Origin of the sequence: Mammaliicoccus sp. J-M41 (assembly GCF_022385935.1) — a bacterium.
GTDB lineage: Bacteria > Bacillota > Bacilli > Staphylococcales > Staphylococcaceae > Mammaliicoccus > Mammaliicoccus sciuri_A.
In genome coordinates this window covers 39,138-62,932 of the sequence record NZ_JAJNIR010000009.1, presented here as the reverse complement: position 1 = coordinate 62,932, position 23,795 = coordinate 39,138, and the positions used below count along the sequence as shown (strand labels likewise).

Genomic DNA, 23,795 nt, shown 5'->3' with positions numbered 1-23,795 from the left:
TCACCTAGAAGTTTAAGTTCCAATTACGATGATTCTTAATAGCTTCTTGTAATTGGTCAATGTGATTAGATTGGTATTCTTCAGTTAAAGCTTTTGCAACTTCAAATGCGATAACATTTTCACAAACAACACTTGCAGCAGGAACAGCACAACTATCTGATCTTTCAATTGTCGCTTTAAAGCTATCTTTAGAATCGATATCTACAGAGTTTAATGGTTTATATAATGTTGGTATTGGTTTCATAACACCATTGATGACGATTGGCATTCCATTTGACATACCGCCTTCAAGACCACCTAAGTGATTTGATAAACGATGGTAGCCGATTTCGCTATCGTAAGCAATCTCGTCTTGTATTTCACTACCTGGTTTTTCAGCAGCTTTAAAGCCTTCACCGAAACTAACACCTTTAAATGCGTTAATACTTACGACTGCTTGTGCTAAACGACCATCAAGTTTACGGTCATAATGAACATAACTTCCAATTCCAGCAGGCATATTTTCAACGACTACTTCAACGATACCACCGATTGAATCACCATCTTTTTTAGCTTCATCAATACGATTTCTCATTTTTTCAGCAACGTCATCATTTATACAACGTACGTCATTATGGTCAATATTTTGTTTGACTTCTTCAAGCGTGTATTCATAATCGTCTTTAACGCCACCGATTTCAATAACTCTTGAATAAATTTCAATGTCTAAAGCTTTTAATAAAATTTTAGAAACTGCACCAACAGCAACTCTTGCAGCTGTTTCACGAGCAGACGAACGTTCAAGTACATTTCTTAAATCTCTATGATTATATTTCATACCACCAACAAGATCGGCATGGCCAGGTCTAGGTTTAGTGATAACTCGTTTCATATTTTCTAATTCTTCTTCAGTTAATGGGTCTGCACCCATAATTTTTCTCCAATGTTTAAAATCATCATTCTTAACGATGAGTGTAATAGGGCTACCTAATGTATAACCATGTCTCACACCTGAAACGATTTCTACAGAATCTTTTTCAATTTGCATACGACGACCGCGTCCATATCCACCTTGACGTTTAAACATTTCTTCATTAATCTCGTTTACGTCAATTTTCAAGTTTGCTGGTACACCTTCTATAATGACAGTTAGTTGTGGTCCATGTGATTCACCAGATGTTAAGTAACGCATATTATCTCTCCCTACTGTTAATTAAATATAAAATTAATCATATCATATTTAGCGCGTTAAATTAACAAAAACAGACGAATAGTTTAACAAAGTTTTAGATTTTTTTGATTTTAAATAAGTGTGAATTATATGTTGTTATTAGCAGTTTTGGTGAGAAGTGCAAATACTGAGGTCGTTATTTGCAAGTTTGGCAAGAAGTGCAAATAAGGAGACCAGTAATTACAATTCTCGGTAGTATTGTAACTAAAGCTATCCATAGTAACAATTTCGCTGACTTTTGTAATTAAGGCAGTCCATAGTAACACTTCGGCCGAGTTTTGTAACTAAGGCGGTCCATAGTAACACTTCAGCCGAGTTTTGTAATTAACGCCCTCATTACGAACAAGTTTGGCCAGAAGTGTTTACAAGCCCCCCGTTATGAACAAGTTTGACCAGAAGTGTTCACAAGACCCTCGTTACGAACAAGTTTGGGCGAAAGTGTTCGTAACGACCTGAGAATACCCCCGAATACTCGTGTAACCCCCCGAAAATACCCACTTCCGCCTCTTAACAAAAAAGTAGTTCAACAAATTATCGTTGAACTACTTCTCTATTGTATTTATTTTTCGTAAACCCAATTTTCATTGTTTAATTTATAATCATTTAGTTCTGATTGATCAAACCAGAGACCAATTTCACGTTCTGCTGATTCGTTTGAATCTGATCCATGAATAATGTTTCTGCCTAAATCGATACCATAATCCCCTCTTATCGTACCTGGCGCTGCTTTAGTAGGGTTTGTTTCACCAACAAGTGTTCTTGTTACTTCTACTACATTCTTACCTTCTACTACCATTGCAAATACTGGTCCTGATGTAATAAAGCTTACTAAATCGTTGAAGAAAGGTTTCTCAACATGTTCAGCATAATGTTCTTTAGCTAATTCTTCATTAGCTTGGAATAATTTAGCTGCAACTAATTTTAAGCCTTTTCTTTCTAATCGTGAAACAACTTCACCGATTAAGTTTCTTTGTACTGCATCAGGTTTAATCATTAAAAAAGTTCTTTCCATTGCGTAATCCCTACCTTTGTTTTATGTAAATCCAAGATAAGTTTATCATTGACTACGCATACTTGCAAGCGCTTTCTAGTGGTTTCTATCTCTTATTTTCACAATTATTTCCAAGAGCATTTTTTTACCTGATTCATTATTTAATGTATCAATTAAATTTTCTGCTTTTTGTAAATAATGATTGCTTACTTCTTTAGATTTTTGTAATTCTGGTGATGTAATAATTTCTTGAACTAATCCGTCAAATACTTCTGAAGGACTATCTGGTTGTAGTTCATTGATGCTTGCTTTAAAATCTTTAGAATTTTTCATTCTTAATAAGACTGGTAAAGTTAAATGTCCGTTTCTTAAATCAGATCCAACTGGTTTACCGAGTTTCTTTTCAGTACTTGTGAAATCTAAAATGTCATCTACTATTTGATAACTCATACCAATGTAATATCCAATTTTAGTTAACTTCTTCACAGTTTCATCATCTGCACGTGCCGCGTACGCACCTAATTCTGTAGATAGTGAAATAAGCAATGCGGTCTTACGTTTAATTCTACGTAGATAATTTGTTATCGATTGATTTGATACGAATTGATCTTCGAATTGGAATAGTTCTCCACGACATACTTCGATAATACCATTTGCTAATTGTTCATGAAGCTTTGGATGTTCTATTTGGCTAACTGCATTTAAAGATTGAGATAATAAATAGTTACCCGTAATAACTGCAGTTTGCACATCCCACTTCTTTGCTATAGTTGGTTTACCTCTTCTTTTGTCACTTTTATCAATGACATCATCATGAACTAAACTGGCCATATGTATAAGTTCTAATGTAGTTGCTACAGTGATTACATCTCTTGAATAATGCTCGCCAAATTGACTTGCAATTAAAGTGAATAATGGTCGTATACGTTTACCACCAGAAGTTAATAAATATTGGCAAGCTTCGTTTATAGTGTTTTGGTCACTATTTATATAACTATTCAATTGTTTTTCTATTTCTTTTACTTCTTTATTTATATGAATTTTAGTTTTGTCATACATGTAATCACCTTGTTATTTAGGTTTGTAAGCTAAATGCATTGCTGAAACGCCGCCAGTGAAGCTTTTCACTTTAATTCTTTCGTATCCTACATCAGCAAACATTTCTGCTAATTCTTTTTTGCCAGGGAAGTTTCCAGCAGATTCTTGTAACCAGTTGTATTCTTTTAAAGATTTCGCAAAAATTTTACCGAATAGTGGCATGATATTTTTGAAATAAAATCTATATAATTGTTTGAATACTGGCATTGTTGGCTGACTTGTTTCTAGACATACAACCATGCCGCCTGGTTTAACGACTCTTTTAAGTTCGCTTAAGACATGTTTATAATCGGGTACGTTTCGTAAGCCGAATCCGATTGTTACATAATCAAATTCATTATCTTCGAATGGTAAGTTCATAGCATCACCATGAATTAAATGTATATTTGCCATGTTATCTGTTTTTTTCTTACCGACTTCTAACATATTCTCACTAAAGTCGATACCAACTACTTCACCATATGGTCCCACAGCGTGACTTAATTGAATTGTCCAATCTGCAGTTCCGCAGCAAACATCTAAAGCTTTTGAACCTGGTTTAACATCCATTTGTTTCATTGTATATTTACGCCATCTTTTATGTTGCTCGAAGCTGATGATATTATTTAATGTATCATATTTACCTGATATATTTTGGAAAACTTCATGTACGTGTTCTGATTTCGATTTATTATCCACTAGTTATTCATTCCTTTAAGTTTAAAAATGTAGTTATTCATTAATAATAATATGCATAAATTTGATCTTTCAAAGTTTCTTTATCCATATTAATTTTGTAGTAATCAATCACTGTTGTAATAAAGATTGATTCTATTTCTTTTATAATAGCTGTATCTTGATTTATTTTATCATGAGCCAACGTTTGTTTTAATTCATTTTGTTTACTAATTGCTTGAGTCATAATATCTAAAAATACGAGGTCTTTATTTAATGTAGCACATTTATAAAAATATGCACTAACAAGATCACCTATTAAGATATCTTGATTAGAAACATTTGGCTCGCCTATTCTATTTAAAAAGCGCATTGAGGCATCAATAGATAATGTAGCTAACTTAGCATTAGTATCGATGTTCATTTCATCTAGTACGTCAGCTATGATTGGATTAACTACAGGTACATTACTATTCTCTACACCTTTTAACAAATTAGAAATATCTTTTTTATAAATTTTTTCAATTTTATCCATCTTATCACCTCAACAATATCACCTATATATCTTAACACTAAGTTAAATGAATTGAAAATGCATATATTCATTTCATATAAAGAAATAAGACAAATAAAAAAAGCCCTTAAAAAGGGCTTTGATACAATCAATTATTTAACTGCATCTTTTAATGCTTTACCTGCTTTAAAAGCTGGAACTTTGCTTGCAGGGATATCAATTTCTTTACCAGTTTGTGGGTTACGTCCTTTACGAGCAGCTCTTTCGCGTACTTCAAAGTTACCGAAACCAATTAATTGTACTTTTTCACCGTCAGATAAAGATTTTTGAATTGATTCGAACACTGCATCTACAGCAAGACCAGCTTCTTTTTTAGTTAAATTAGCTTTTTCACTTACTGAGTTGATTAATTCTGTTTTGTTCATTTCAATTTCACCTCCCAAAAGGTTATCTAATGATATGTATAAATACCATTATGATAAGACTTTAACACAACAACCTGTGCCACTGCAACGATTTACAAGCTATAAATGCATAATTTCTATATTTTTATTAATATTTTTTCACTTTTGATTTAAAAACAGGCTCATTTTTACTATTTATTGTAAATTCAGGCGAATAAGCCGGTAATATCGGCGAATCTTTGTATAATAAATATCGAATATCTTCACCTGGTTTAGGAAGTGATTTTTCTTTTTTAATTGCTTTTGCTAAATCTAATCTATAATCAATAACAAAATCATTTCCGCCGTTCATATAAACAGGTAATCGCTCATTACTATATGGACTTGGTACAGTTGGTTGTTTCTTGAAACCATATTTTTTGTATTCAATTTCATATACATTAGGTGCAACTTTTTTACCTAATTGTAATGGTTTACCTGATGCATCTATTCGAATTCGAATATCTTTTAAGACTTCTGACGTTCTTAAATCGATTAAATGCACTTTAGGGTCTTTGTCGACATCCATGATTACATATTGATAAATACCGCCGTTCTCAAATGAATTACCTGGTAATTGTGATAAGAACTTTGGTTTTAATTTATTAAAGTCAACTGGGTGTTTTAAGTATAATGAATAACTATCATCTCTATCTTTGATAGGTAATAATCCACCACTTGCCTTTTTGTATTCATCTACCGCTGTTTGAACCATACTTAATTGGTCTTTCGCTGGCACTTGGTTTTCTGTTTTCTCTTTATTAGGAAAAGCGCATGCTGACAAAATTAAAGTACTCAATATTAATAAGATCGATATTTTTTTGTAATTATGCATGGCTCGATCCACCTAATACAACAATCATAAAGATACCAGCAATAATAAGAGAAATGACTGCTAAAAACATTGTTATACTACTGATGATTTTATTTTTTAATTTAAATCTTGATAAATATACGAGTATAATTGCCAAAATCATAAAACCAATAGAATAAAATGACACCCACATTAAATCCATTCTTGATATATCAAACATTTAAATACCCCTCTTGCTTAAATATTCTCTGACTTTTTGTCACGTTCCATAAGATCTTTAACACCTTCAGAAACTGGATAATCTTCGAATAACACTTTATACAAACCTGAAGTTATTGGCATTTCAACATCATATTCTTTTGCTAAGTTGTAAGCAGCTTCTGTTGTTCTTACGCCTTCAACGACCATATTCATTTCTTCTAATGCTTCGTCTAATGTAGCCCCTTTACCAAGCATATTTCCGCATTTCCAGTTTCGTGAATGTACAGATGTACAAGTAACGATTAAGTCACCGATACCACCAAGACCTAGGAATGTCATAGGATCAGCACCCATTTTAACACCTAAACGTGTAATTTCAGCTAAACCTCTCGTCATAAGTGCTGCTTTCGCATTGTCACCATATCCAATTCCGTCAGTAATACCTGCAGCAAGTGCAATGATATTTTTTAACGCGCCACCTATTTCAATACCGACAAGATCATTGTTCGTATATACACGGAAATAATCCGTCATAAATAAATCTTGAGCTAAACGAGCAACTTCTTCGTTTTCAGATGATACTGAAACTGTTGTTGGATGTTTTATCGCAACTTCTTCTGCATGACTTGGTCCTGATAATACAGCGATACCGCCATTGATTTTGCTATCGATTGATTCATCAATCATTTCAGAAATACGTTTGAAAGTGCCAGGTTCGATACCTTTAGACACATGGATGAATACTTTTTTACCATAAGCGATTTCATTAATATTTTCACATACTTCGCGAATGGCTTTTGTCGGAACAGCAATAATAAAGATAGACGCATGATGAACAGCATCCTTTAAATCAGTTGTTGCTTTAATATTTTCATTTAAAATATTTTCTTTTAAATATTTTGTATTCTTATGTTCTTTGTTGATTTCGTTAATAGTTGTTTCAGTTTTACCCCACATTAATACATTATGTTGGTTGTCTGCTAATACGTTTGCTAAAGCAGTTCCCCAACTACCTGTACCAAATACAGTTATATTTGTCATAGTTATCAATCCTTTAATATTAGTTTCTTTTTCTTGAGATTAAATGAACTGGTGTACCTTCATAACCGAACGCATCTCTTATACGATTTTCTAAGAAACGTTTGTAAGAGAAATGCATTAATTCAACATCATTAACAAATATTACGAATGTTGGCGGTTGAATCGCTACTTGTGTTGCATAGAAAATGTTTAATCTTCTACCATTATCAGTAGGCGTTGGATTCATCGCTACAGCATCTGTAATAACTTCATTAAGTGTAGAACTTTGTACACGTTTACGGTGGTTTTCATCTGCCATCGTAATTAATGGGAATAATGTTTTTAAGCGTGATTTTTCTAATGCTGATACGAACGCAATTGGCGCATAGTCTAAGAATTGGAAGTTATCTCTAACTTTTTCTTCAAACTTCTTCATTGTTTTCGAATCTTTTTCAACGGTATCCCACTTGTTAACAACAATAACAATTGCTTTACCGGCTTCATGCGCATATCCAGCAACTTTTTTGTCTTGTTCAATAATGCCTTCTTCAGCATCAATCACAACAAGTACGACATTAGAACGTTCGATGGCTTTTAAAGCACGTAATACTGAATATTTTTCAGTACTTTCGTATACTTTACCTTTCTTTCTCATACCTGCAGTATCAATTAATACATATTCTTGATCATCATATGTGTATATTGTATCAATCGCATCTCTTGTTGTACCAGCAATTGGTGAAACGATAACACGTTCTTCTCCAAGAATGGCGTTGATTAAACTTGATTTACCCACGTTTGGTCTACCAATCAGTGATAGTCTAATTGTTTCATCATCATAATCTGGTTCGTCATCTTCAGGGAAATGTTTAGCCGCTTCATCTAATAAGTCACCTAAACCTAGACCATGTGAACCTGAGATTGGGAATGGCTCACCAAATCCTAATGAATAAAAGTCATAAATTTCACTACGCATTTCTGGATTATCAATTTTATTAACTGCTAATACGACAGGTTTATTTGATTTGTATAATATTTTAGCGACCATTTCATCAGCTTGTGTTACACCTTCACGTCCATTAACCATAAAGATGATAACATCCGCTTCATCAATTGCAACTTCTGCTTGTGCTCTTATTTGTTGTTGGAAAGGTTCATCACCTAAATCTATTCCGCCTGTATCTATTAAGTTGAAGTCATGTGTTAACCATTCTCCACTTGAATATATTCTATCTCTTGTTATACCAGGTGTATCTTCAACGATAGATACCCTCTCGCCTATAATTCTATTAAAAATTGTAGATTTCCCTACATTTGGTTTACCTACAATTGCTATAATGGGTTTCGTCATAAACCTACTTCCTCTCTTTCATAATCCTTTCTATTTTAACATATGATGACTATTTAGCCTATCGAATTAAAAAACTAAAAAAGACTGAAACATTTCATTATGTTCCAGTCTCTTATATATACACATATTATAATTTAAAATCTTTTAATTTATCTCCGAAGACATCTCCTAAAGTAGGATTGTCATCATCTGTATCTTGTTGGTTTAAATATGATTCATCAAAATCAGTTTCTTGTTCAATTGTATCTTTAATAGATAAAGAAATTCTTTCTTCATCTTTATCGACAGCAAGAATTTTCACTTGTACATCTTGTCCTTTTTCTAATACTTCTTCAGGATTACCGATGTGTTCGTGGCTGATTTGAGAAATATGAACTAAACCTTGTAAGCCAGGTGCGATTTCTACAAATGCTCCGAATTGAGCTAAACGCACGACTTTACCTGGTACGATATCACCAACAGTGAATTGTGACTCGATTTGTTCAAATGGGCTTGGTAACGTATCTTTAATTGATAAAGAAATTCTTTCTGCTTCTCTATCAACAGCACGTACTTTAACTTTAACCGTATCGCCAACTTTTACAACTTCGTCAGGTGATTTAACATGATCATGAGATAACTCAGATACATGTACAAGTCCATCTACGCCACCTAAGTCAATGAATGCACCAAAGTTCGCAATTCTAGCGACAGTACCTTCTAATACATCACCTTGTGAAATATTATTGAGTAAGTCTTCTTTTTTAGAACTTAATGCTTCTTGTTCAACTTTCTTGTGACTTAAAATGACTCTGTTATTTGTTTGATCTAATTCTTCAACTTTAAGTGTTAATACTTTACCTAAGTAGTCAGAGAAATCATCAATATAGTTTACAGAGATTAATGAAGCTGGAATAAAGCCTCTAATACCAGCATCAACAACTAAACCGCCTTTCACTACTTCAGTTACTTCAGCTTCGATTGTTGCGTCATCTTCTAAAATCTTTTGTAACTTTTCGTATGAAAGATTTTCATCTAATTTACGTTTCGATAATATATAATGTCCGCTTTCATCATTTTGTTCGATTTTAGTTACGAATGCTTCGATTTCATCACCAATATTGACGACTTCGTTAGCTGTTTCGATGTGTTGAGTTGACAGTTGGCTAATTGGAATGATGCCATCAAATTTACCACCCACTATATGCACAACTACGTGTTTATCTTCTACTTGTTGTACAGTACCCTTAACTTTGTCACCTTCTTGCACTTCATTTATCATGGATTCGTTGAATTCTTCCGTCATCAAAATTGCCTCCTTTAAATAAATATCATAATAATAACTTCTTATAAAGCGGCTAAATTGTCAAGAAATTCGAACTATTTAGACCATTTTACTTTTTGCAAGTTCGACTATCTTATTTGTCACTTCTTCAATTGACAATCCAGTCGTATCGATACTAATAGCATCTTCTGCTTTCACTAAAGGTGAGATTTCACGATTCATATCATATTGGTCACGACGTTCAATATCAATCTTTAATGATTCGATATCAGATTCGATGCCACGTAATTCATTATCTTTAAATCTTCTAATAGCACGTTCTTCAACTGATGCTATCATGTATACTTTTAATTCTGCATCCGGTAACACTGTTGTACCGACATCTCTACCATCCATTACGACATTTTTCTCATCTGCTAATCTTTGTTGTTCTTCTACTAAAAATGTTCTAACAGGTTCTTTAGAGGCCACATATGAAACTTTTTCGGTTACATCATTTTCTCTGATTCTTTCTGAAACATCTTTACCGTTTAAAATAACACGTTGCCCGTTATCTAATACGATTTTTAAGTCAATTTCTTTAACAAGATGGTCAAAGTCTTCTGAGCCTTGCTCAATATAATAAAGTGTAATCGCTCTATACATAGCGCCTGTATCCACATAAATCATATTAAAATGTTGCGCTACAAGTTTAGCGATTGTACTTTTACCAGCTGCTGCTGGACCATCTATTGCTATATTTATTTTTTTCATTTGTATACCCTCTCTTGTTCTTTAATCTTATATATTTTATCATAAATTATAATCATATGAATAGGAGGAAAGAAATGAAGAGAATATTAGTTATACATACTGGTGGAACAATTAGTATGTCTGAAGATAAAGATACAGGTAAAGTAGAAACAAATGCTGAACATCCGATGCATAGACATCAAGCATTTATACAATCTCTAGGTGATATTACAGAAATAAATCCATTCCAAGTACCTTCCCCACATATGAATAATCAATATATTAATCAATTGAAAGATATTATTACAGAATCAATTGATAAAGATGAATATGATGCGTTTGTGATTACTCATGGAACAGATACTTTAGAAGAAACGGCGTATTTATTAGATTTAACAATAGATACGAAGTTACCTATTATTTTAACAGGTGCCATGAGATCTTCAAATGAAATAGGTTCGGATGGCTTATACAATTATGTTTCAGCTTTAAAAGTAGCATCAACAGATGATGCGCAAAATAAAGGGGTAATGGTTGTATTCAATGATGAAATTCATACAGCTAAAAATGTAACAAAAACACATACGTCAAACACGAGTACTTTCCAAAGTCCAAACTATGGACCAATTGGCAGTGTTACAAAGACGCATGTTATATTCCATCATCAACCTTTTCCATATAAAAAATATCCAAACATCAATCCAAATATCAAAATAGGTATTGTAAAAGCTCACATGGACCTATCAAGTGATTTATTAGATTTCTTTGTAGAAAAACAATATGATGGTCTAATTATAGAAGCCCTTGGTCAAGGCAACATGCCACCTACTGCATTACAAGGTATTCAGAACTTGCTCGATGCTGATATTCCAGTTGTAATGGTTTCGCGTTCATTCAATGGCATTGTAGGCGGTATTTACGCATATGAAGGTGGCGGATACCAACTTCAACAAATGGGCATTATTTTATCAAACGGATTAAATGGACAAAAAGCACGTCTTAAACTACTTGTTGGTTTAAGTAATCATTTATCTAAAGAAGATTTAGTTGAATATTTCGCATAAAAAATAACCATGTTACTGGCTAATTGTCCAATAACATGGTTGTTTTTATGATTCTAAAGGTGTTTGCTTTTTTCTTTCAATATCTTGTGCAATTGTACCGCCGTGGAATTTACCATTTTCGATAAATATCGTGTTAGCATCGTTACCAGCAGCTATAACACCAGCGATATATAAATTCTCAACATTTGATTCCATTGTATCTCTATTATATGAAGGTGCAGTTCCAAATTCATTTGTAATTGTTTCTACACCACAAGATTCTAGGAATTTGTAATCAGGGTGATAACCGATCATTGCAAAGACAAAGTCATTTTTAATTGTATATGACTTACCTTCTTTATTAAATGTAAGAGTGTCTTCATCGATACGTTCTACTTCACTGTTAAAATGCATCGTGATTTTTTCGTGTTTTGCTAATGATTCAAAGTTAGGCAATATCCATGGTTTAATACTTTTAGAGTATTCTGATCCACGGTATAAGACTGTTACATTTGCGCCAGCTTTTTCTAATTCAATTGCTGCATCGACAGCTGAATTTTTGCCGCCAATAATCACAACATCTTGATTAAAATATGGATGTGCTTCTTTGAAATAATGCATCACTTTACTTAACTCTTGACCTTGTACTTCTAATTCGTTTGGTTGACCGTAGTAACCAGTAGCAATTGTTAAGAATCTCACTTTATACGTTTGTTTAGTTGTTGATACTAAAAATCTATTATCAACCTTTTTAACAGCTAACACTTCTTCAAAAGTTCTTACATCAAGTTGGTGATGTTTCACGACTTCTCTATAATAAACGAGTGCTTGATTTCTTTTAGGTTTTAAATCTTCAACGATAAATGGTACATCACCAATACCAAGTTTATCACTAGAAGAAAAGAATGTTTGATGAGTAGGATAATGATAAATAGCATCTACAACATTACCTTTTTCAATCACGACAGCATTAATACCTTTTCTCTTCTGTTCGATTGCTGCACTCAATCCACAAGGGCCACCACCGATTATTAAGCTTTCATATTCTTGCATGTACTTTCACTCCTTATAATATCCTCAATCATTATATCAATAATGCGAGATTAGTAAAATAAAATGAAACTGAATATATGAAAAGATTGGGATTGTAGCGTGGCTAGGTGTTATTAGCAGTTTTGGTGAGAAGTGCAAATAAGGAGACCAGTAATTACAATTCTCAGTAGTTTTGTAACTAACAACCACGTTATGAACAAGTTTGGCCGAAAGTGTTCAAAACAGCTGCCACAACACCATATTCAACACCCTTAAAATGAAAAGAACCTGAACACATTTCGTGTTCAGGTTCTTTCTTAATTTATTCTTCTGATACATCAAGTACTTTGAATCCATTTTTTCCTAAATACTTAATGAATTTTTCTAAGTTGTTTGTTTTCTCAACTTTGATGATCATTCTGCGATACATTTTATCTGTTTCATCAAATGTTACAAATGATATTGTGTTGAGTTTGAATTTCGCAATGATACTTGATAATCGTTTAATTCTGCCTTCAGCTTCTACAGAAGTAATCGCAATACGGATTCCTTTTTGTTTCATACCGAATGCTGATTTAAATTGTTCCATTACATCATATCTTGTTACGATACCAAGAAAATCTTTATCGTCATTTACAACTGCTAATATTGGAAAGTCTTGCAAGTTAAGTAGTGATTCTTCTACTACATGGTTTGCATTTAATGAATGTAAATCTAACGTTAAGATTTCTTCAATTTTAGTACTTTCAATAAATTCATCCCTTGAGACATTTTCTTTTTTGAAGAAGTAATGTCTAAAAATACTATATCTTGTGATCATGCCAATATACTTTCCATCAGCAACAACTGGTAACCCATCAATACCATGATGTTCTAATTTATCAAGTGCTGAGTGAATCGTATCTTTCGGATTCGCGATATAACATTTTTCCTTTGGTATCATAATGTTCGTTAAATACATAAAGCCATCCCCTTTTGTTTATGTCTATGGTATTACTAAATTCTGACCTTGAGATATTTCATTGCCAGAAATACCATTTGCTTGTCTAATTTTTTCTACATTTTCTGGTGATCCACTACCATAATATTGAATCGCAATACGGTATAAGTTTTCTTTACCAGTTACAGTATGTGATTCTTGAGACTGATTTTGGTTTTGATTACTTTGTGTATTTTGATTTGTTTGGTTGTTAGCTGCATCATCAGCTGCATTTTGTACATCTTCATTACTTGCGCTATCACTATATTGATTTACGCTATCGTCACTGTTTTGATCTTGGTTGCTTTGGCTATCTTCATTGCTATTTGCATTTGAGTCTGAATCTGAATTACTTTCGTCTGAGCTATTTTCAGAAGAATTATTTGAGTCGCTTGAATCACTGTTTTTGTCAGAGTCTTCATTTGATTCTTTAGCTTTGTCATTTGCTTTATCTTCGTCTTCTTTTTTAGCTCTATCTTTTTCAGCTTGTTCATCAGCTTTTTTCTTAGCGTCACTATTTGTTTGCTCTGTTTTTTCAGCAATTTCTTTACCGTTATCTTTATTTGCACCATTTAAGTACATACCTAAGAATAAGGCAAGTGCGCCAAGTATAAGAATTGCAGCTATTATAGGAACAAGTGCTTTCTTGAATTTATTTGAGTTGCCATCATCGCCGTTTTGTCCACCACTACCATTACTTGGTGGTGTACCTCCACCGGCTGAACCGCCTCCTACAGCTCCTGCTGCACCAGCGCCAACAGCTCCGGCACCCGCTGCTGCGGCTGCACCTTTTTTGTTTTTAGATTGCTTTTCTTTGTTATCTTTGCTGTTAGATTCTTGCTTGTTGTTTTTATTTGATGCGGCAGATGCTGCTGCACCTTTTTTACCTTTTGACTTGTCTTTTTGAGACTCATTTTTGTTTTGATCTTTAGCATTATTCTGATTTGCAGAATTATTTGCGGCACTAGCGCCTGCACCAGTAGCAGCGGCAGCACCTGCAGCTTTTTTATAATCATTTTGATCTTTAGGTTGCTGATCCTTAGTTTCAGGTTTGTCTGTTAAAGATCTTTTTTGTTTTGATTTATTATTTTGAGTGTTTTTATTGGCATTAGCAGCACTTGCGCCTGCTGCTCCAGCACCAACTGCACCTGCAGCACCAATTGCTCCAGCCTTTTTAGACGACTTATCTTCGTTATTTGGTGTTTCTGAAGCTTTAGGTGTTTCTTGTTTAGGTTGTTCTTCTTTTGCTTTCTGTTTGTTAGCTTCTTCTTTTCTACGTTGTCTTCTTAATGCGCCTCTTGGTGGATATTGTTGTTCTTGTTTACTTTGTTGTTTTTCTTCTTTTTTGTCGTTTGTTTCTTTTCGATTTGGCTGACTTTTATCGTTTACCTCTTCGTTGTTGTTTTCTACTTCTTGTGTCTTGTCTTCAGGTCGTTCTATCTTTTGACGACTTTTTTCGAATTCGTCTTTAAAATTATCTTTAGACAATAAACTCACCTCATCATTATCTTTTTGTATATATTGAATTATACTTTATTATATCCTTGTTGAACTTATCAAGTAAAGCAATCCTATTAAAATATTGCATTTAATCTATTTTTATAAGAAGTTTTGAATTTGACTTCTTTTATATTTGGTAATTTTAATAAATTTGCATTCTTACAATTGTCACAACAATGATTATCTTGTGTAACATGTTCATTAAAATAGTTCATTAAATACGTACGTCTACATGTATCGATTTGAATATAATTTCTCATAAAACTAAATGCATATTGTTTTTGATTCTGCTCAGCTTGAATTTTCTCTTTTAATTGATTAAGTGGATATAATTCAAGAAGATATAGGATATTTTTAGATATCTCCTCATTTAGTTGATACCCTTGTTCAAATAAATTAAGCATATCTATATCAATTCCATGCTCATTAGCTAAATGGCTTAAAATATGAATATCACTTGCTGTAAATAAACTAATTGCTTGGGATGGTTCGCCATCACGTCCTGCACGTCCCACTTCTTGAACATATTTAGAAGGTGACGTAGGTAAATGATAATGAATAACGGTTCTTACATCTTGTTTATTAATCCCCATACCAAATGCACTTGTGGCAACAATGATTTTAATATCGTTATTGATAAACTGAGTTTGTACAGTTGTTCTTTCTTGATAATTTAAATCTCCATGATAAATCCCTGTTAAAAAGCCTTCTTTATAAATCGTTTCAGCTAATTCATGACATTTCTTCTTAGATGACACATAAATAATGGTTGGTCCTGAGTCTTTTATGGTGTCTAATAGGTAATGATCTTTTTCTTCTTCGCTATCAAAATTAACATGATGATACATAATATTTGAACGATTGAGACCTTCTTTATGTATTTTAAATCGGCGCTTTGTAATCACTTCTATATCTTGCATCATTTTATTTGTCAGAGTAGCTGATAGTGCAATAACTTGTGCTTGATTAAAGTATTGTGTGACTTTTGAAATCAGTGCATAATGCGGTCTAAAATCAAAGCCCCATTCACTTAAACAATGTGCTTCATCTAAGACAATATATTTAAAACCAATAGATTTAAAGCGTTTAAAATTATGTTCTTCATATATGAATTCCGGGCTACAAAATATAAATTGATAGTTCGATAAATTTCTAAATATGTCTGACCGTTCATTTGGATCAATAGCAGAATGGATTGCAACAGCATTCTTCTCGCCATTTAATTTCATCTGAACGACTTGATCATCCATTAAAGAAATAAGTGGAGAAATAATGAGCACTCTGCCACCAGTTATATATGCTGGCAATTGGTAACACAAACTTTTCCCAGCTCCAGTTGAAAGGATACTCAACACATCATAGCCGTCTAATATGTTTTGGACGGTTTCCTCTTGCCCACTTCTAAAATAATCATATCCAAAATACTTTTTAAGTTCTTGTTGTAGCATTTAATCCCTCCATTGCATAGCAAACATACATGAGTTTGATTTCGAAATACGTAAAATCATTTAACGCTTCATAATAAAATTTCAAATTTTGATTAGGTGTTTGTTGAATAACTTCTACAAATCTAGCGTATTGTTCATCACTTACGTATAAATTCTTATCCTTTAAATAACCTTTAATAAACATTTCAATAATATGATCATGAATGGTATGTGTCTTAACACGTTTAATGTTTGCAAGTTGATCCATATCATAAGTGCGCTTTAATAATTCAAATGTTGTGAACGTTTGTTGGTTTAACAATGGTTGATAGTTAATCTGAGACAATATTGGATAACGTTCTTTATTTTGTATCGCAACTTGGATAAATTGATATTCTTCTACTAACTGTTCCCTTAAATCCAGTATACCAATGTCTTCAATCATTGAAATTTGTTCAATTGTATAAGGCGTTTCACGAAAACCTGCTAATAAATAATGCATATAAATTGTTTGAAAGTATGTATTTATATCTTCAAATAGCTGATATATTTCTTCTATAAATTGATCTTCGCCTACTTCTTTAATGTGTACGTAAATTTCTTTAGCTTTAAATTGTATCTCTTTATCATTAATGATCGGTTGATACGTTAAATGGTTATGCTTTTTTTGACTAATCATCTGAGTTAATAATAAGATTGTATTAACAGATTGAATAGCCTGACTATAGAAAAAGTCGCCTATAATTGGTTCATTAATATGTTCTACTGATTCGTTAATGATTTGTTCGAATTGTTCAAATTTCAAATTTGGCAAACAGCCATAATACAATTTTAAATGTTCTATCGTTGCATCAAAATATGTTTGATGAGTCTTTTTACCTATTAAAATATTATAAATACTTTTATCAGTTTTGTTTTCATGCTTCATGGAAAGGGTTTTCAGTATAATCTGTTTCAAATAAGTCACCTCAAATAACATAAAAATGTTGAAATCTCTAAGTCTTATCACTAAAATAAGTATGTATAATAAGTGTAGCATGTTTTTTAAAGGAGGCGAAAATTTTGGCTAAATACACAATAGTAGATATGGATACATGTATAGCATGTGGCGCATGTGGAGCAGCTGCCCCTGACATATACGATTATGATGATGAGGGAATCGCCTACGTAATACTAGACGACAATAAGGGAATCGAAGCTGTCCCAGAAGAATTATTAGAAGATATGGAAGATGCTTTCGAAGGTTGTCCGACAGATTCAATTAAAATAGCAGATGAATCATTCGACGGAGATGCACTTAAATTCGAATAATATATATGAGAAAGGCTAGGACGTGAGGTCCTAGCCTTTCTTTATTTTATAATAGACTTAAGTTTATCAAATATTAAAATGTATATGACGGAAATGACAATACCTTTAATTAAATTAAATGGAATAATACCGGCAGATACGATTAATTTTAAATTATTTGCGATATCTGCAAGATTCATAATTTGTCCGTATAAAGGTAATAGAACAAAATAATTCATTAAACTCATTAGAATTGTCATTAAGATTGTACCAACTGCTAATCCATATCCCATAAATAATTTTGATTTTTTCATGCGATAGAAATAATAAGTTGGAATGACGAGACATATTGACGCTAAAAAGTTAGCCGTATTTCCAATTGGTTCGTGTGACACAATTAAGAAATTCAATACGTTTTTAAATAATGCGACTAATATACCTGAAACTGGACCGAACGCAAATGTTGCGACAAGCACAGGAATATCACTGAAATCCATTGTTAAATATGGTGGTAAAAATGGCAATGGAAATTTCAAAAACATTAAAATAAAGCTGATTGCGATGAGCATACTTACAGTGAGTAAGCGTTTTGTTTTGTTATCGTTAGACATATAAACTCCTCCTATTCATCTCGTAAGAATAGGAGGAAAAATTATCGCAAAATAAACCTAGTTAAGACTAGATTTTTTCCTCCATCTTCTCCCATCCAGACTTTAACTGTCGGCCTTAGAATTTCACTAAGTCAGCCAATATACATACATATATTGGGTCGCGGGCTTTAACTGCCGGTATGGAATTTCACCAAACCCCGAAGATGAATTTTTTTATTTAGTTTTAATTACAAAATATATATTAGCACATTGGTCAGGTATTTTCATCTAAATAACTCAACAATTTAAACTTTTGGTAAAGTTATTGTAAATTGAGTGCCTTCACCCTCTTTACTATCGACTTTAATCGTACCATGATGTGCATCTATAATTTTTTGAACGATAAAGAGACCAAGTCCTGTTCCGTGTTTACCTCTCGTGCGAGAAGCATCAACTTTATAAAAACGATCAAATATTTGATCTAAATGTTCTTTAGCAATACCTACGCCACTATCTTGAACGTTTATAACAAAGTCTTCTTCATCCGTATCATCAAAGACAACATTAATAGCATCATTTTGATGTGTGTATCTAATCGCGTTATCGATTAAATTCGTTAAAATTTGCTCAACACGATCGCTATCACCATACCAATTTGTAAGATTCCCAATATGTTTAACGGATAAATTCAAACCATTTTCTCGTGCTTGTGGTAAGAATTTAGTATCAATTTTGTTCATTAATGTAGAAATATTAAAGTCATCTAAATGAACTTTAATGCCTTCAGCGTCCATTTTGGCAACTTCTAATAATTCATTAATCAATCTACTTAATCTCTTAGATTCATCTAAAATAATATATAAGAAATCATCAACGTCTTTCTTCTCAGTTACAATACCGTCAACAATTGCTTCAGTATAACCTTGTAACATAGAAATTGGTGTTCTTAATTCGTGTGAAACACTTGCGATAAAGTCTTTTTTCATTTGATCCATATGATGTTCATCGGTCATATCACGAATGATTACAACTATACCTGATGAACCATCATTTTGAATGCTATCGATATACGTAGATATTACGACATAATATTTATGGCCCAATTCGTATTCGAAAAACTGCGTATTCTTTTCTTTAAATGTGTCGTTTCTTTGTGTAGATATATCAACATGATCAAATTCTCTTACTTCTTTTAAGAATGTATCTGCTTTGGAGTTAGAAATAATGATTTCATTCTTATCATTAATACCTAGCACACCATCGATCATCGAATTAATAAGTTTTTCTTGTATATTATTTTTTGATTTAACATCATCTATGTTTGTACGGATATCTTTACTCATTTTATTAAATGCTAAACCGAGTTCGCCAATTTCATCACGCGTATAAATCGGTACTTTTTCAGTATAATGACCTTTAGCAACTTTAAAGGCTGCATGTTTCAATTGAATTAAAGGTTTCGTAATTCTGTTTGAAAGAAAGAAGGCAAAGATCGTACTCACGATTAATAATATAATGGCTGAAACAAGTATACTCAATGTAACAACGTTTTGAGCTTCTTTAATGGAGTTGATATCTTGGAATAAAAAGATACCTGCATCATCTTCAGGAAAAGCTTGAGAAGGATAGCCTAATAAAATATATTGATGTTTCTCACCGTTATAAGTTAAATTGATTTCTTTTAATACGTGCTTATCTTCATTAAAGACTTTATCGAATGCATGATTAGTTCTGATCTCATTAAGCATGACTTCTTTTAACGGATCTTCAGATCTTGCTGTCAAATCCTCACTATTTTTAACGATAATGAGTCCAGCAGGGTCTTCAACAAGTGCTCTTGCATAATCGATTGCTGACTCTTTTTCGTGTGAACTCAGTAATAATCGTTCTATTTTACTTGCATTATTATATAAATTTTCACCTGTGGTAGATGTATTATTAGATTGTAAAAAAGTTATAAGAAATCCGCTTAATAAAAGTAAAACTGTCGTTACTATTAAAATAATAGATAACCACAGTTTTACAACAACACTATTTAATCGATTCATTATTCAGGAACCTCAAATTTATAACCGACGCCCCATACAGTATGAATCATTTGTGCAGCATCTTCAGAAACTCTATTTAACTTTTCACGCAATCTTTTAACATGCGTATCAACTGTTCTTAAATCACCATAAAATTCATAGTGCCAAACTTCTTTCAACAGTTGTTCTCTATCAAATACTTTATCAGGTGATTTTGCTAAATATAATAATAATTCATACTCTTTAGGTGTTAAATTTACTTCTTTTTGATCTGCTAATACGCGATGTGCGTCATTATCAATGACTAAGTTTTCAAATACAATTAAATCTTTAGCTGTATTTGTTTGATTAACCATTGAATGATTCGTTGTACGTCTTAGTAATGCTTTTACGCGTAAGACAACTTCTCTAGGTGAAAATGGTTTGACGATATAATCATCTGCCCCAATTTCAAATCCTTCAACGCGATTATTTTCTTCACCTTTAGCTGTTAACATAATAATAGGTGTTGATTTTGTTTCTCTTACTCTCTTACATACTTCGATTCCATCTATTTCAGGTAACATTAAGTCTAACAATATGCAGTCATAATCTTCGTTTAAAGCTTTATCTAAGGCATCTTGGCCATTATCCGCTTCATCAGTCTCATAACCTTCTCTTTCGAGATACATTTTAACTAATTTTCGAATTCTATCTTCATCATCTACTACTAAAATACGATCTGTCATGCTTCGTTGACTCCCTTCTAGCATTTTTTAAGCATAAGAATGTAAACCAGCTACTATTAAGTTAACGGCAATAACATTAAATAGTATGATTGCAAGTCCACCAACAGCTAACCATGCTGATTTTCTGCCTTCCCAACCTTTACCTAATCTTAAATGTAAGAATATCGCATAATATAAGAATGTTATAAGCGCCCATACTTCTTTAGGATCCCAGCCCCAATATCTACTCCAAGCCATTTGTGCCCAGATACTCGCGAATAATATACCGCCAAGTGCAAATAATGGGAAACCAATGATTACTGAACGATATCCTATTTCATCCATTAAGGATAGATTGACTTTTTTCGTAAGTGGTTTGATAAGACTAAATAAAGTCTTGCCTTTCAAAATCAATCTTAGTATACCATATAAGACTGTACCAACTACAATTGACCAAACGACTGTGTTTAGTTTTTGAGCGTTGATAACAGCAGGTAATTCAATCTTGCTCCATTTTAAGATATCTGTTCTTTCTTTTGGTTCATAATCGCTACCTGAAACATGATCTACAAGTAAACTATCTTGTTGTGTCACAAATGCTGGAAGATGATAATGTTGCACAGAGTTATTATCGTTTTTATCAATAAAGAAATAAGTGTCATCGTAACCAACGATATCTTTCATAATGATCGTTGTTAATATAAATCCAATGACAATAACGATGAAATACATAATGACTTCTACAAAGAAACTATGTATCGATTTTTCCTCTGGACTAACAGCTGCGAATAAATAAATTAATCCTGCTATACAGCTGATTGATAAAATACCATATGAAATCGTTACGGTTATAACGTGAATTGCTAACCAACTAGATTGTAACGCAGGAATTAACGGCGAAACATCTCTAGAGAACATACTTGCATATGCAATTAACAACATCGCAATTGGTAATACGAATAACGCTAAAATAGGTGTCTTATAAATAGAGTAAATAACAAGGAAGCCACCTACCATCATAATGCCAAACATTGTTAAGAATTCATACATATTACTTACTGGTGCATGTCCCGCAGCAATCCATCTTGTAATAAAGTATAGAATTTGTAATACAAAGCCAATGACAGTTAATGTCACCCCTACTTTTTCTGCTCTTTTCTTAGGTGAACGGATTGAGAATGAATATGGCACAATCGCAACTAAGTACAAAATAAAAGCAGAATATAAACTGATATTACTAATATTTAAAAACATATCTTTATCCATTGTTTGCCTCCTTACTTTCGTGAATGTCTTGTTTAGTATCTTCAATATGTGAAATTTGATGTTTATCTAAGACTTGGTTAATCTCTTTTAAGAAACCATAATAATTCTTATTTGTATGAGCAGCGATATTAAACTCACCGTTATCAGTATTAATCCAAATACGTCTATGGTTAATATATGATCCGACTGCTAAACCTAATAAGAAAATAACGAAACCAGTAAATAATATTGGAAGTGTTAAGTCTTTCTTCACTGCCAACACTGTTGCCCATTGATTTGTTGCATTGGCAAATTTCACATCGTATTTATTATCTTTAGATATATCTTGTGATTCTTTAATTCTTAAGAAACTAAATTCTGATTGTTTGCCTTTATCAGTTACTTCAAACACAAAAGCTGGATTATTTGGATTTGGTGATTTAGTTGCAAGTACACCATTTTCTATTTTTTCGTAATCTGGCGCATAACTTCTTAACTTAACTGTTAAATCATCTGTAATTTTATAAGTCTTCTTAGGACTTTCCAAATTAACTGTAAATGGTTTCCCAAGTGCTTTACCGTCTTTTGTTTTTAAGTTAAATGTCATATCTTTTAACAACGAGTTGTCGAAGCTGCTTTGGTAAAATTGTAAGTGATCATATTTCAAAGGATGATTGACTTTAATTGAATCTGAAGCCACTTCTTTTAGATTAGCATCTGACCCAATTACTTCTTCTTGACTGTTTTTATACAAAGTAGCTTTTGTTTCGTAGTTCTTAGCAATTTTGTTTAAACTTGGGTCAATTGATTCAGGGTTTGTATTAGATTGAGATTTTTGATCATACTCTTCATATATAAAGTCGTTATTTTTTATATAATAGCCTCTATCTGTACCTGGTACTGGCTTCGTTTCCCCTTCTTTTACATAGACCATATCATCTAAGTAAAAGCCTGGTAAGAATCTTAACATTGCCCCAAATAAAAGTATGATTAAACCAGTATGGTTAATATAAGGACCGTATCTCGATAAACGTCCTTTTTCAAGTAAGATATGATTCCCATCTTGTTTAACTTTATATCTTTTTTCTTTAAAAGATTGACTCAATTCATCAAGATTAACTTGGTCTTCTGAATGTAAGTTTAATCTTTGGCGTTTATAGAATGAACTGTGCTTTTTCGTTCTTTGATTTTTCAAAGATTTATGTAAAGGTATCCCTCTATCAATGCTTGAAGTAATAATAGAGAACGCTACTAAACCTAACAGAATTAAGAACCACCATGAACTATATAAATTGTGGAATCCAAGTTTATAATATAGTAAACCGAGAGAACCATAATGTTCATAATAATATTGTTCCGGATTCACATTCATTGGAATAAAATATTCTTGCGGGAATATTGTCCCAATTGAAGCTGCAATGACCGTTAATACAAGTAAAGTAACACCTGTTTTGACTGAAGCGAAGAAATTCCAAATACGATCTAATATTGTTCTGTTTTTTGTTTTCGAACGTATCGCTTGCCCATCGTAACGCATAACGTCGGTTGTCTTTTTCTTATCATAGTCGTCATTTATTAAGCGACCACAGTTTAAGCATAATTGAGTTCCTTCTGGGTTCTTATGCCCGCACTCACAAACAATTTGCTTGTTGCTCACTTTAAA

At 32.6% G+C, this 23,795-nt stretch carries 24 protein-coding genes and 1 riboswitch; of the genes, 2 read left to right on the top strand and 22 right to left on the bottom strand.

What is annotated here, in order from left to right; genetic code table 11:
• Nucleotides 1-4: 4 nt before the first annotated feature.
• The 12 genes from aroC to cmk form a co-directional block, all read right to left on the bottom strand.
• The gene (gene aroC / locus LQ686_RS05440; protein ID WP_037588158.1) at nucleotides 5-1,171 is read right to left on the bottom strand and encodes a chorismate synthase; all 1,167 of its coding nucleotides are present in this window, start codon (nucleotides 1,169-1,171) and stop codon (nucleotides 5-7) included.
• A 598-nt stretch (nucleotides 1,172-1,769) separates the two neighbouring features.
• A complete protein-coding gene (gene ndk / locus LQ686_RS05435) occupies nucleotides 1,770-2,222 on the bottom strand; it encodes a nucleoside-diphosphate kinase (protein WP_025907103.1) in 453 nt (150 codons plus the stop codon).
• Between the two features lie 75 nt (nucleotides 2,223-2,297).
• Complete coding sequence (locus LQ686_RS05430; RefSeq protein WP_025907101.1) at nucleotides 2,298-3,260, bottom strand: polyprenyl synthetase family protein; 963 nt, start codon at nucleotides 3,258-3,260, stop codon at nucleotides 2,298-2,300.
• A 12-nt stretch (nucleotides 3,261-3,272) separates the two neighbouring features.
• A complete protein-coding gene (locus LQ686_RS05425; protein WP_025907099.1) occupies nucleotides 3,273-3,977 on the bottom strand; it encodes a demethylmenaquinone methyltransferase in 705 nt (234 codons plus the stop codon).
• Between the two features lie 40 nt (nucleotides 3,978-4,017).
• Nucleotides 4,018-4,488: a hypothetical protein gene (locus LQ686_RS05420; RefSeq protein ID WP_025907097.1), complete on the bottom strand. Its 471-nt coding sequence runs from the start codon at nucleotides 4,486-4,488 to the stop codon at nucleotides 4,018-4,020.
• 131 nt (nucleotides 4,489-4,619) lie between these two features.
• Entirely contained in the window at nucleotides 4,620-4,892 is a 273-nt protein-coding gene (locus LQ686_RS05415) for an HU family DNA-binding protein (RefSeq protein WP_016912122.1), read from the bottom strand.
• A gap of 127 nt (nucleotides 4,893-5,019) precedes the next feature.
• A complete protein-coding gene (locus LQ686_RS05410) occupies nucleotides 5,020-5,745 on the bottom strand; it encodes a hypothetical protein (RefSeq protein ID WP_103361591.1) in 726 nt (241 codons plus the stop codon).
• A complete protein-coding gene (locus LQ686_RS05405; RefSeq protein WP_025907089.1) occupies nucleotides 5,738-5,944 on the bottom strand; it encodes a DUF2768 domain-containing protein in 207 nt (68 codons plus the stop codon). Before LQ686_RS05405 ends, LQ686_RS05410 begins: the two co-directional genes overlap by 8 nt.
• A 17-nt stretch (nucleotides 5,945-5,961) precedes the next feature.
• Nucleotides 5,962-6,966, bottom strand: coding sequence for an NAD(P)H-dependent glycerol-3-phosphate dehydrogenase (locus LQ686_RS05400; RefSeq protein ID WP_107565212.1), 1,005 nt, complete (start codon nucleotides 6,964-6,966; stop codon nucleotides 5,962-5,964).
• Between the two features lie 19 nt (nucleotides 6,967-6,985).
• The gene (gene der, locus LQ686_RS05395; RefSeq protein ID WP_025907085.1) at nucleotides 6,986-8,296 is read right to left on the bottom strand and encodes a ribosome biogenesis GTPase Der; all 1,311 of its coding nucleotides are present in this window, start codon (nucleotides 8,294-8,296) and stop codon (nucleotides 6,986-6,988) included.
• 127 nt (nucleotides 8,297-8,423) lie between these two features.
• Nucleotides 8,424-9,581 carry a 30S ribosomal protein S1 gene (rpsA, locus tag LQ686_RS05390; RefSeq protein ID WP_107565211.1) on the bottom strand — a complete coding sequence of 386 codons (1,158 nt, stop codon included), beginning with the start codon at nucleotides 9,579-9,581 and terminating at the stop codon, nucleotides 8,424-8,426.
• Nucleotides 9,582-9,659: 78 nt separating this feature from the next.
• On the bottom strand, nucleotides 9,660-10,313 hold the full coding sequence (gene cmk / locus LQ686_RS05385; protein WP_025907081.1) for a (d)CMP kinase: 654 nt from the start codon (nucleotides 10,311-10,313) through the stop codon (nucleotides 9,660-9,662).
• 74 nt (nucleotides 10,314-10,387) lie between these two features.
• Between cmk and LQ686_RS05380 the strand changes: the two genes are divergently transcribed.
• A complete protein-coding gene (locus LQ686_RS05380) occupies nucleotides 10,388-11,356 on the top strand; it encodes an asparaginase (RefSeq protein WP_025907079.1) in 969 nt (322 codons plus the stop codon).
• Nucleotides 11,357-11,401: 45 nt separating this feature from the next.
• Here LQ686_RS05380 and LQ686_RS05375 read toward each other — a convergent pair whose 3' ends face one another.
• The 5 genes from LQ686_RS05375 to LQ686_RS05355 form a co-directional block, all read right to left on the bottom strand.
• Nucleotides 11,402-12,388, bottom strand: a complete 987-nt coding sequence (locus LQ686_RS05375; RefSeq protein ID WP_025907077.1) for a YpdA family putative bacillithiol disulfide reductase — start codon at nucleotides 12,386-12,388, stop codon at nucleotides 11,402-11,404.
• Nucleotides 12,389-12,689: 301 nt separating this feature from the next.
• On the bottom strand, nucleotides 12,690-13,328 hold the full coding sequence (locus LQ686_RS05370) for a CBS domain-containing protein (RefSeq protein ID WP_103361594.1): 639 nt from the start codon (nucleotides 13,326-13,328) through the stop codon (nucleotides 12,690-12,692).
• 24 nt (nucleotides 13,329-13,352) lie between these two features.
• A complete protein-coding gene (locus LQ686_RS05365; protein ID WP_239733200.1) occupies nucleotides 13,353-14,834 on the bottom strand; it encodes a LysM peptidoglycan-binding domain-containing protein in 1,482 nt (493 codons plus the stop codon).
• 86 nt (nucleotides 14,835-14,920) lie between these two features.
• On the bottom strand, nucleotides 14,921-16,294 hold the full coding sequence (locus LQ686_RS05360) for a RecQ family ATP-dependent DNA helicase (protein ID WP_025907072.1): 1,374 nt from the start codon (nucleotides 16,292-16,294) through the stop codon (nucleotides 14,921-14,923).
• A complete protein-coding gene (locus LQ686_RS05355) occupies nucleotides 16,275-17,231 on the bottom strand; it encodes a helix-turn-helix domain-containing protein (RefSeq protein WP_119594326.1) in 957 nt (318 codons plus the stop codon). The genes LQ686_RS05360 and LQ686_RS05355 overlap by 20 nt, the downstream gene beginning before the upstream one ends.
• A 104-nt stretch (nucleotides 17,232-17,335) precedes the next feature.
• Between LQ686_RS05355 and LQ686_RS05350 the strand changes: the two genes are divergently transcribed.
• Nucleotides 17,336-17,584, top strand: coding sequence for a ferredoxin (locus LQ686_RS05350; protein ID WP_016913182.1), 249 nt, complete (start codon nucleotides 17,336-17,338; stop codon nucleotides 17,582-17,584).
• Nucleotides 17,585-17,625: 41 nt separating this feature from the next.
• Here LQ686_RS05350 and LQ686_RS05345 read toward each other — a convergent pair whose 3' ends face one another.
• The 5 genes from LQ686_RS05345 to resB all read right to left on the bottom strand — a co-directional run bounded on the left by LQ686_RS05345 (nucleotide 17,626) and on the right by resB (nucleotide 23,789).
• Nucleotides 17,626-18,174, bottom strand: coding sequence for an ECF transporter S component (locus tag LQ686_RS05345; RefSeq protein ID WP_025907065.1), 549 nt, complete (start codon nucleotides 18,172-18,174; stop codon nucleotides 17,626-17,628).
• Nucleotides 18,175-18,253: 79 nt separating this feature from the next.
• A riboswitch (FMN riboswitch) is annotated at nucleotides 18,254-18,383 on the bottom strand.
• A gap of 75 nt (nucleotides 18,384-18,458) precedes the next feature.
• The gene (locus tag LQ686_RS05340; RefSeq protein WP_107565210.1) at nucleotides 18,459-20,201 is read right to left on the bottom strand and encodes an ATP-binding protein; all 1,743 of its coding nucleotides are present in this window, start codon (nucleotides 20,199-20,201) and stop codon (nucleotides 18,459-18,461) included.
• Nucleotides 20,201-20,908, bottom strand: a complete 708-nt coding sequence (locus tag LQ686_RS05335; RefSeq protein WP_025907062.1) for a response regulator transcription factor — start codon at nucleotides 20,906-20,908, stop codon at nucleotides 20,201-20,203. The genes LQ686_RS05340 and LQ686_RS05335 overlap by 1 nt, the downstream gene beginning before the upstream one ends.
• Before the next feature lie 27 nt (nucleotides 20,909-20,935).
• Nucleotides 20,936-22,153: a c-type cytochrome biogenesis protein CcsB gene (ccsB, locus tag LQ686_RS05330; protein ID WP_037588178.1), complete on the bottom strand. Its 1,218-nt coding sequence runs from the start codon at nucleotides 22,151-22,153 to the stop codon at nucleotides 20,936-20,938.
• Nucleotides 22,146-23,789 carry a cytochrome c biogenesis protein ResB gene (resB, locus tag LQ686_RS05325; protein ID WP_107565209.1) on the bottom strand — a complete coding sequence of 548 codons (1,644 nt, stop codon included), beginning with the start codon at nucleotides 23,787-23,789 and terminating at the stop codon, nucleotides 22,146-22,148. The genes ccsB and resB overlap by 8 nt, the downstream gene beginning before the upstream one ends.
• Nucleotides 23,790-23,795: the final 6 nt, after the last annotated feature.

Bases quoted from the DNA above. Each gene is read 5' to 3' on its own strand.
- LQ686_RS05410 (WP_103361591.1), bottom strand. From the start codon at position 5,745: ATGCATAATTACAAAAAAATATCGATCTTATTAATATTGAGTACTTTA.
- LQ686_RS05370 (WP_103361594.1), bottom strand. From the start codon at position 13,328: ATGTATTTAACGAACATTATGATACCAAAGGAAAAATGTTATATCGCG.
- LQ686_RS05340 (WP_107565210.1), bottom strand. From the start codon at position 20,201: ATGAATCGATTAAATAGTGTTGTTGTAAAACTGTGGTTATCTATTATT.
- LQ686_RS05430 (WP_025907101.1), bottom strand. From the start codon at position 3,260: ATGTATGACAAAACTAAAATTCATATAAATAAAGAAGTAAAAGAAATA.
- LQ686_RS05375 (WP_025907077.1), bottom strand. From the start codon at position 12,388: ATGCAAGAATATGAAAGCTTAATAATCGGTGGTGGCCCTTGTGGATTG.
- LQ686_RS05345 (WP_025907065.1), bottom strand. From the start codon at position 18,174: ATGTCTAACGATAACAAAACAAAACGCTTACTCACTGTAAGTATGCTC.
- LQ686_RS05360 (WP_025907072.1), bottom strand. From the start codon at position 16,294: ATGCTACAACAAGAACTTAAAAAGTATTTTGGATATGATTATTTTAGA.
- ndk (WP_025907103.1), bottom strand. From the start codon at position 2,222: ATGGAAAGAACTTTTTTAATGATTAAACCTGATGCAGTACAAAGAAAC.
- LQ686_RS05380 (WP_025907079.1), top strand. From the start codon at position 10,388: ATGAAGAGAATATTAGTTATACATACTGGTGGAACAATTAGTATGTCT.
- ccsB (WP_037588178.1), bottom strand. From the start codon at position 22,153: ATGGATAAAGATATGTTTTTAAATATTAGTAATATCAGTTTATATTCT.
- aroC (WP_037588158.1), bottom strand. From the start codon at position 1,171: ATGCGTTACTTAACATCTGGTGAATCACATGGACCACAACTAACTGTC.
- der (WP_025907085.1), bottom strand. From the start codon at position 8,296: ATGACGAAACCCATTATAGCAATTGTAGGTAAACCAAATGTAGGGAAA.
- LQ686_RS05405 (WP_025907089.1), bottom strand. From the start codon at position 5,944: ATGTTTGATATATCAAGAATGGATTTAATGTGGGTGTCATTTTATTCT.
- LQ686_RS05415 (WP_016912122.1), bottom strand. From the start codon at position 4,892: ATGAACAAAACAGAATTAATCAACTCAGTAAGTGAAAAAGCTAATTTA.
- LQ686_RS05400 (WP_107565212.1), bottom strand. From the start codon at position 6,966: ATGACAAATATAACTGTATTTGGTACAGGTAGTTGGGGAACTGCTTTA.
- LQ686_RS05420 (WP_025907097.1), bottom strand. From the start codon at position 4,488: ATGGATAAAATTGAAAAAATTTATAAAAAAGATATTTCTAATTTGTTA.
- rpsA (WP_107565211.1), bottom strand. From the start codon at position 9,581: ATGACGGAAGAATTCAACGAATCCATGATAAATGAAGTGCAAGAAGGT.
- LQ686_RS05335 (WP_025907062.1), bottom strand. From the start codon at position 20,908: ATGACAGATCGTATTTTAGTAGTAGATGATGAAGATAGAATTCGAAAA.
- cmk (WP_025907081.1), bottom strand. From the start codon at position 10,313: ATGAAAAAAATAAATATAGCAATAGATGGTCCAGCAGCAGCTGGTAAA.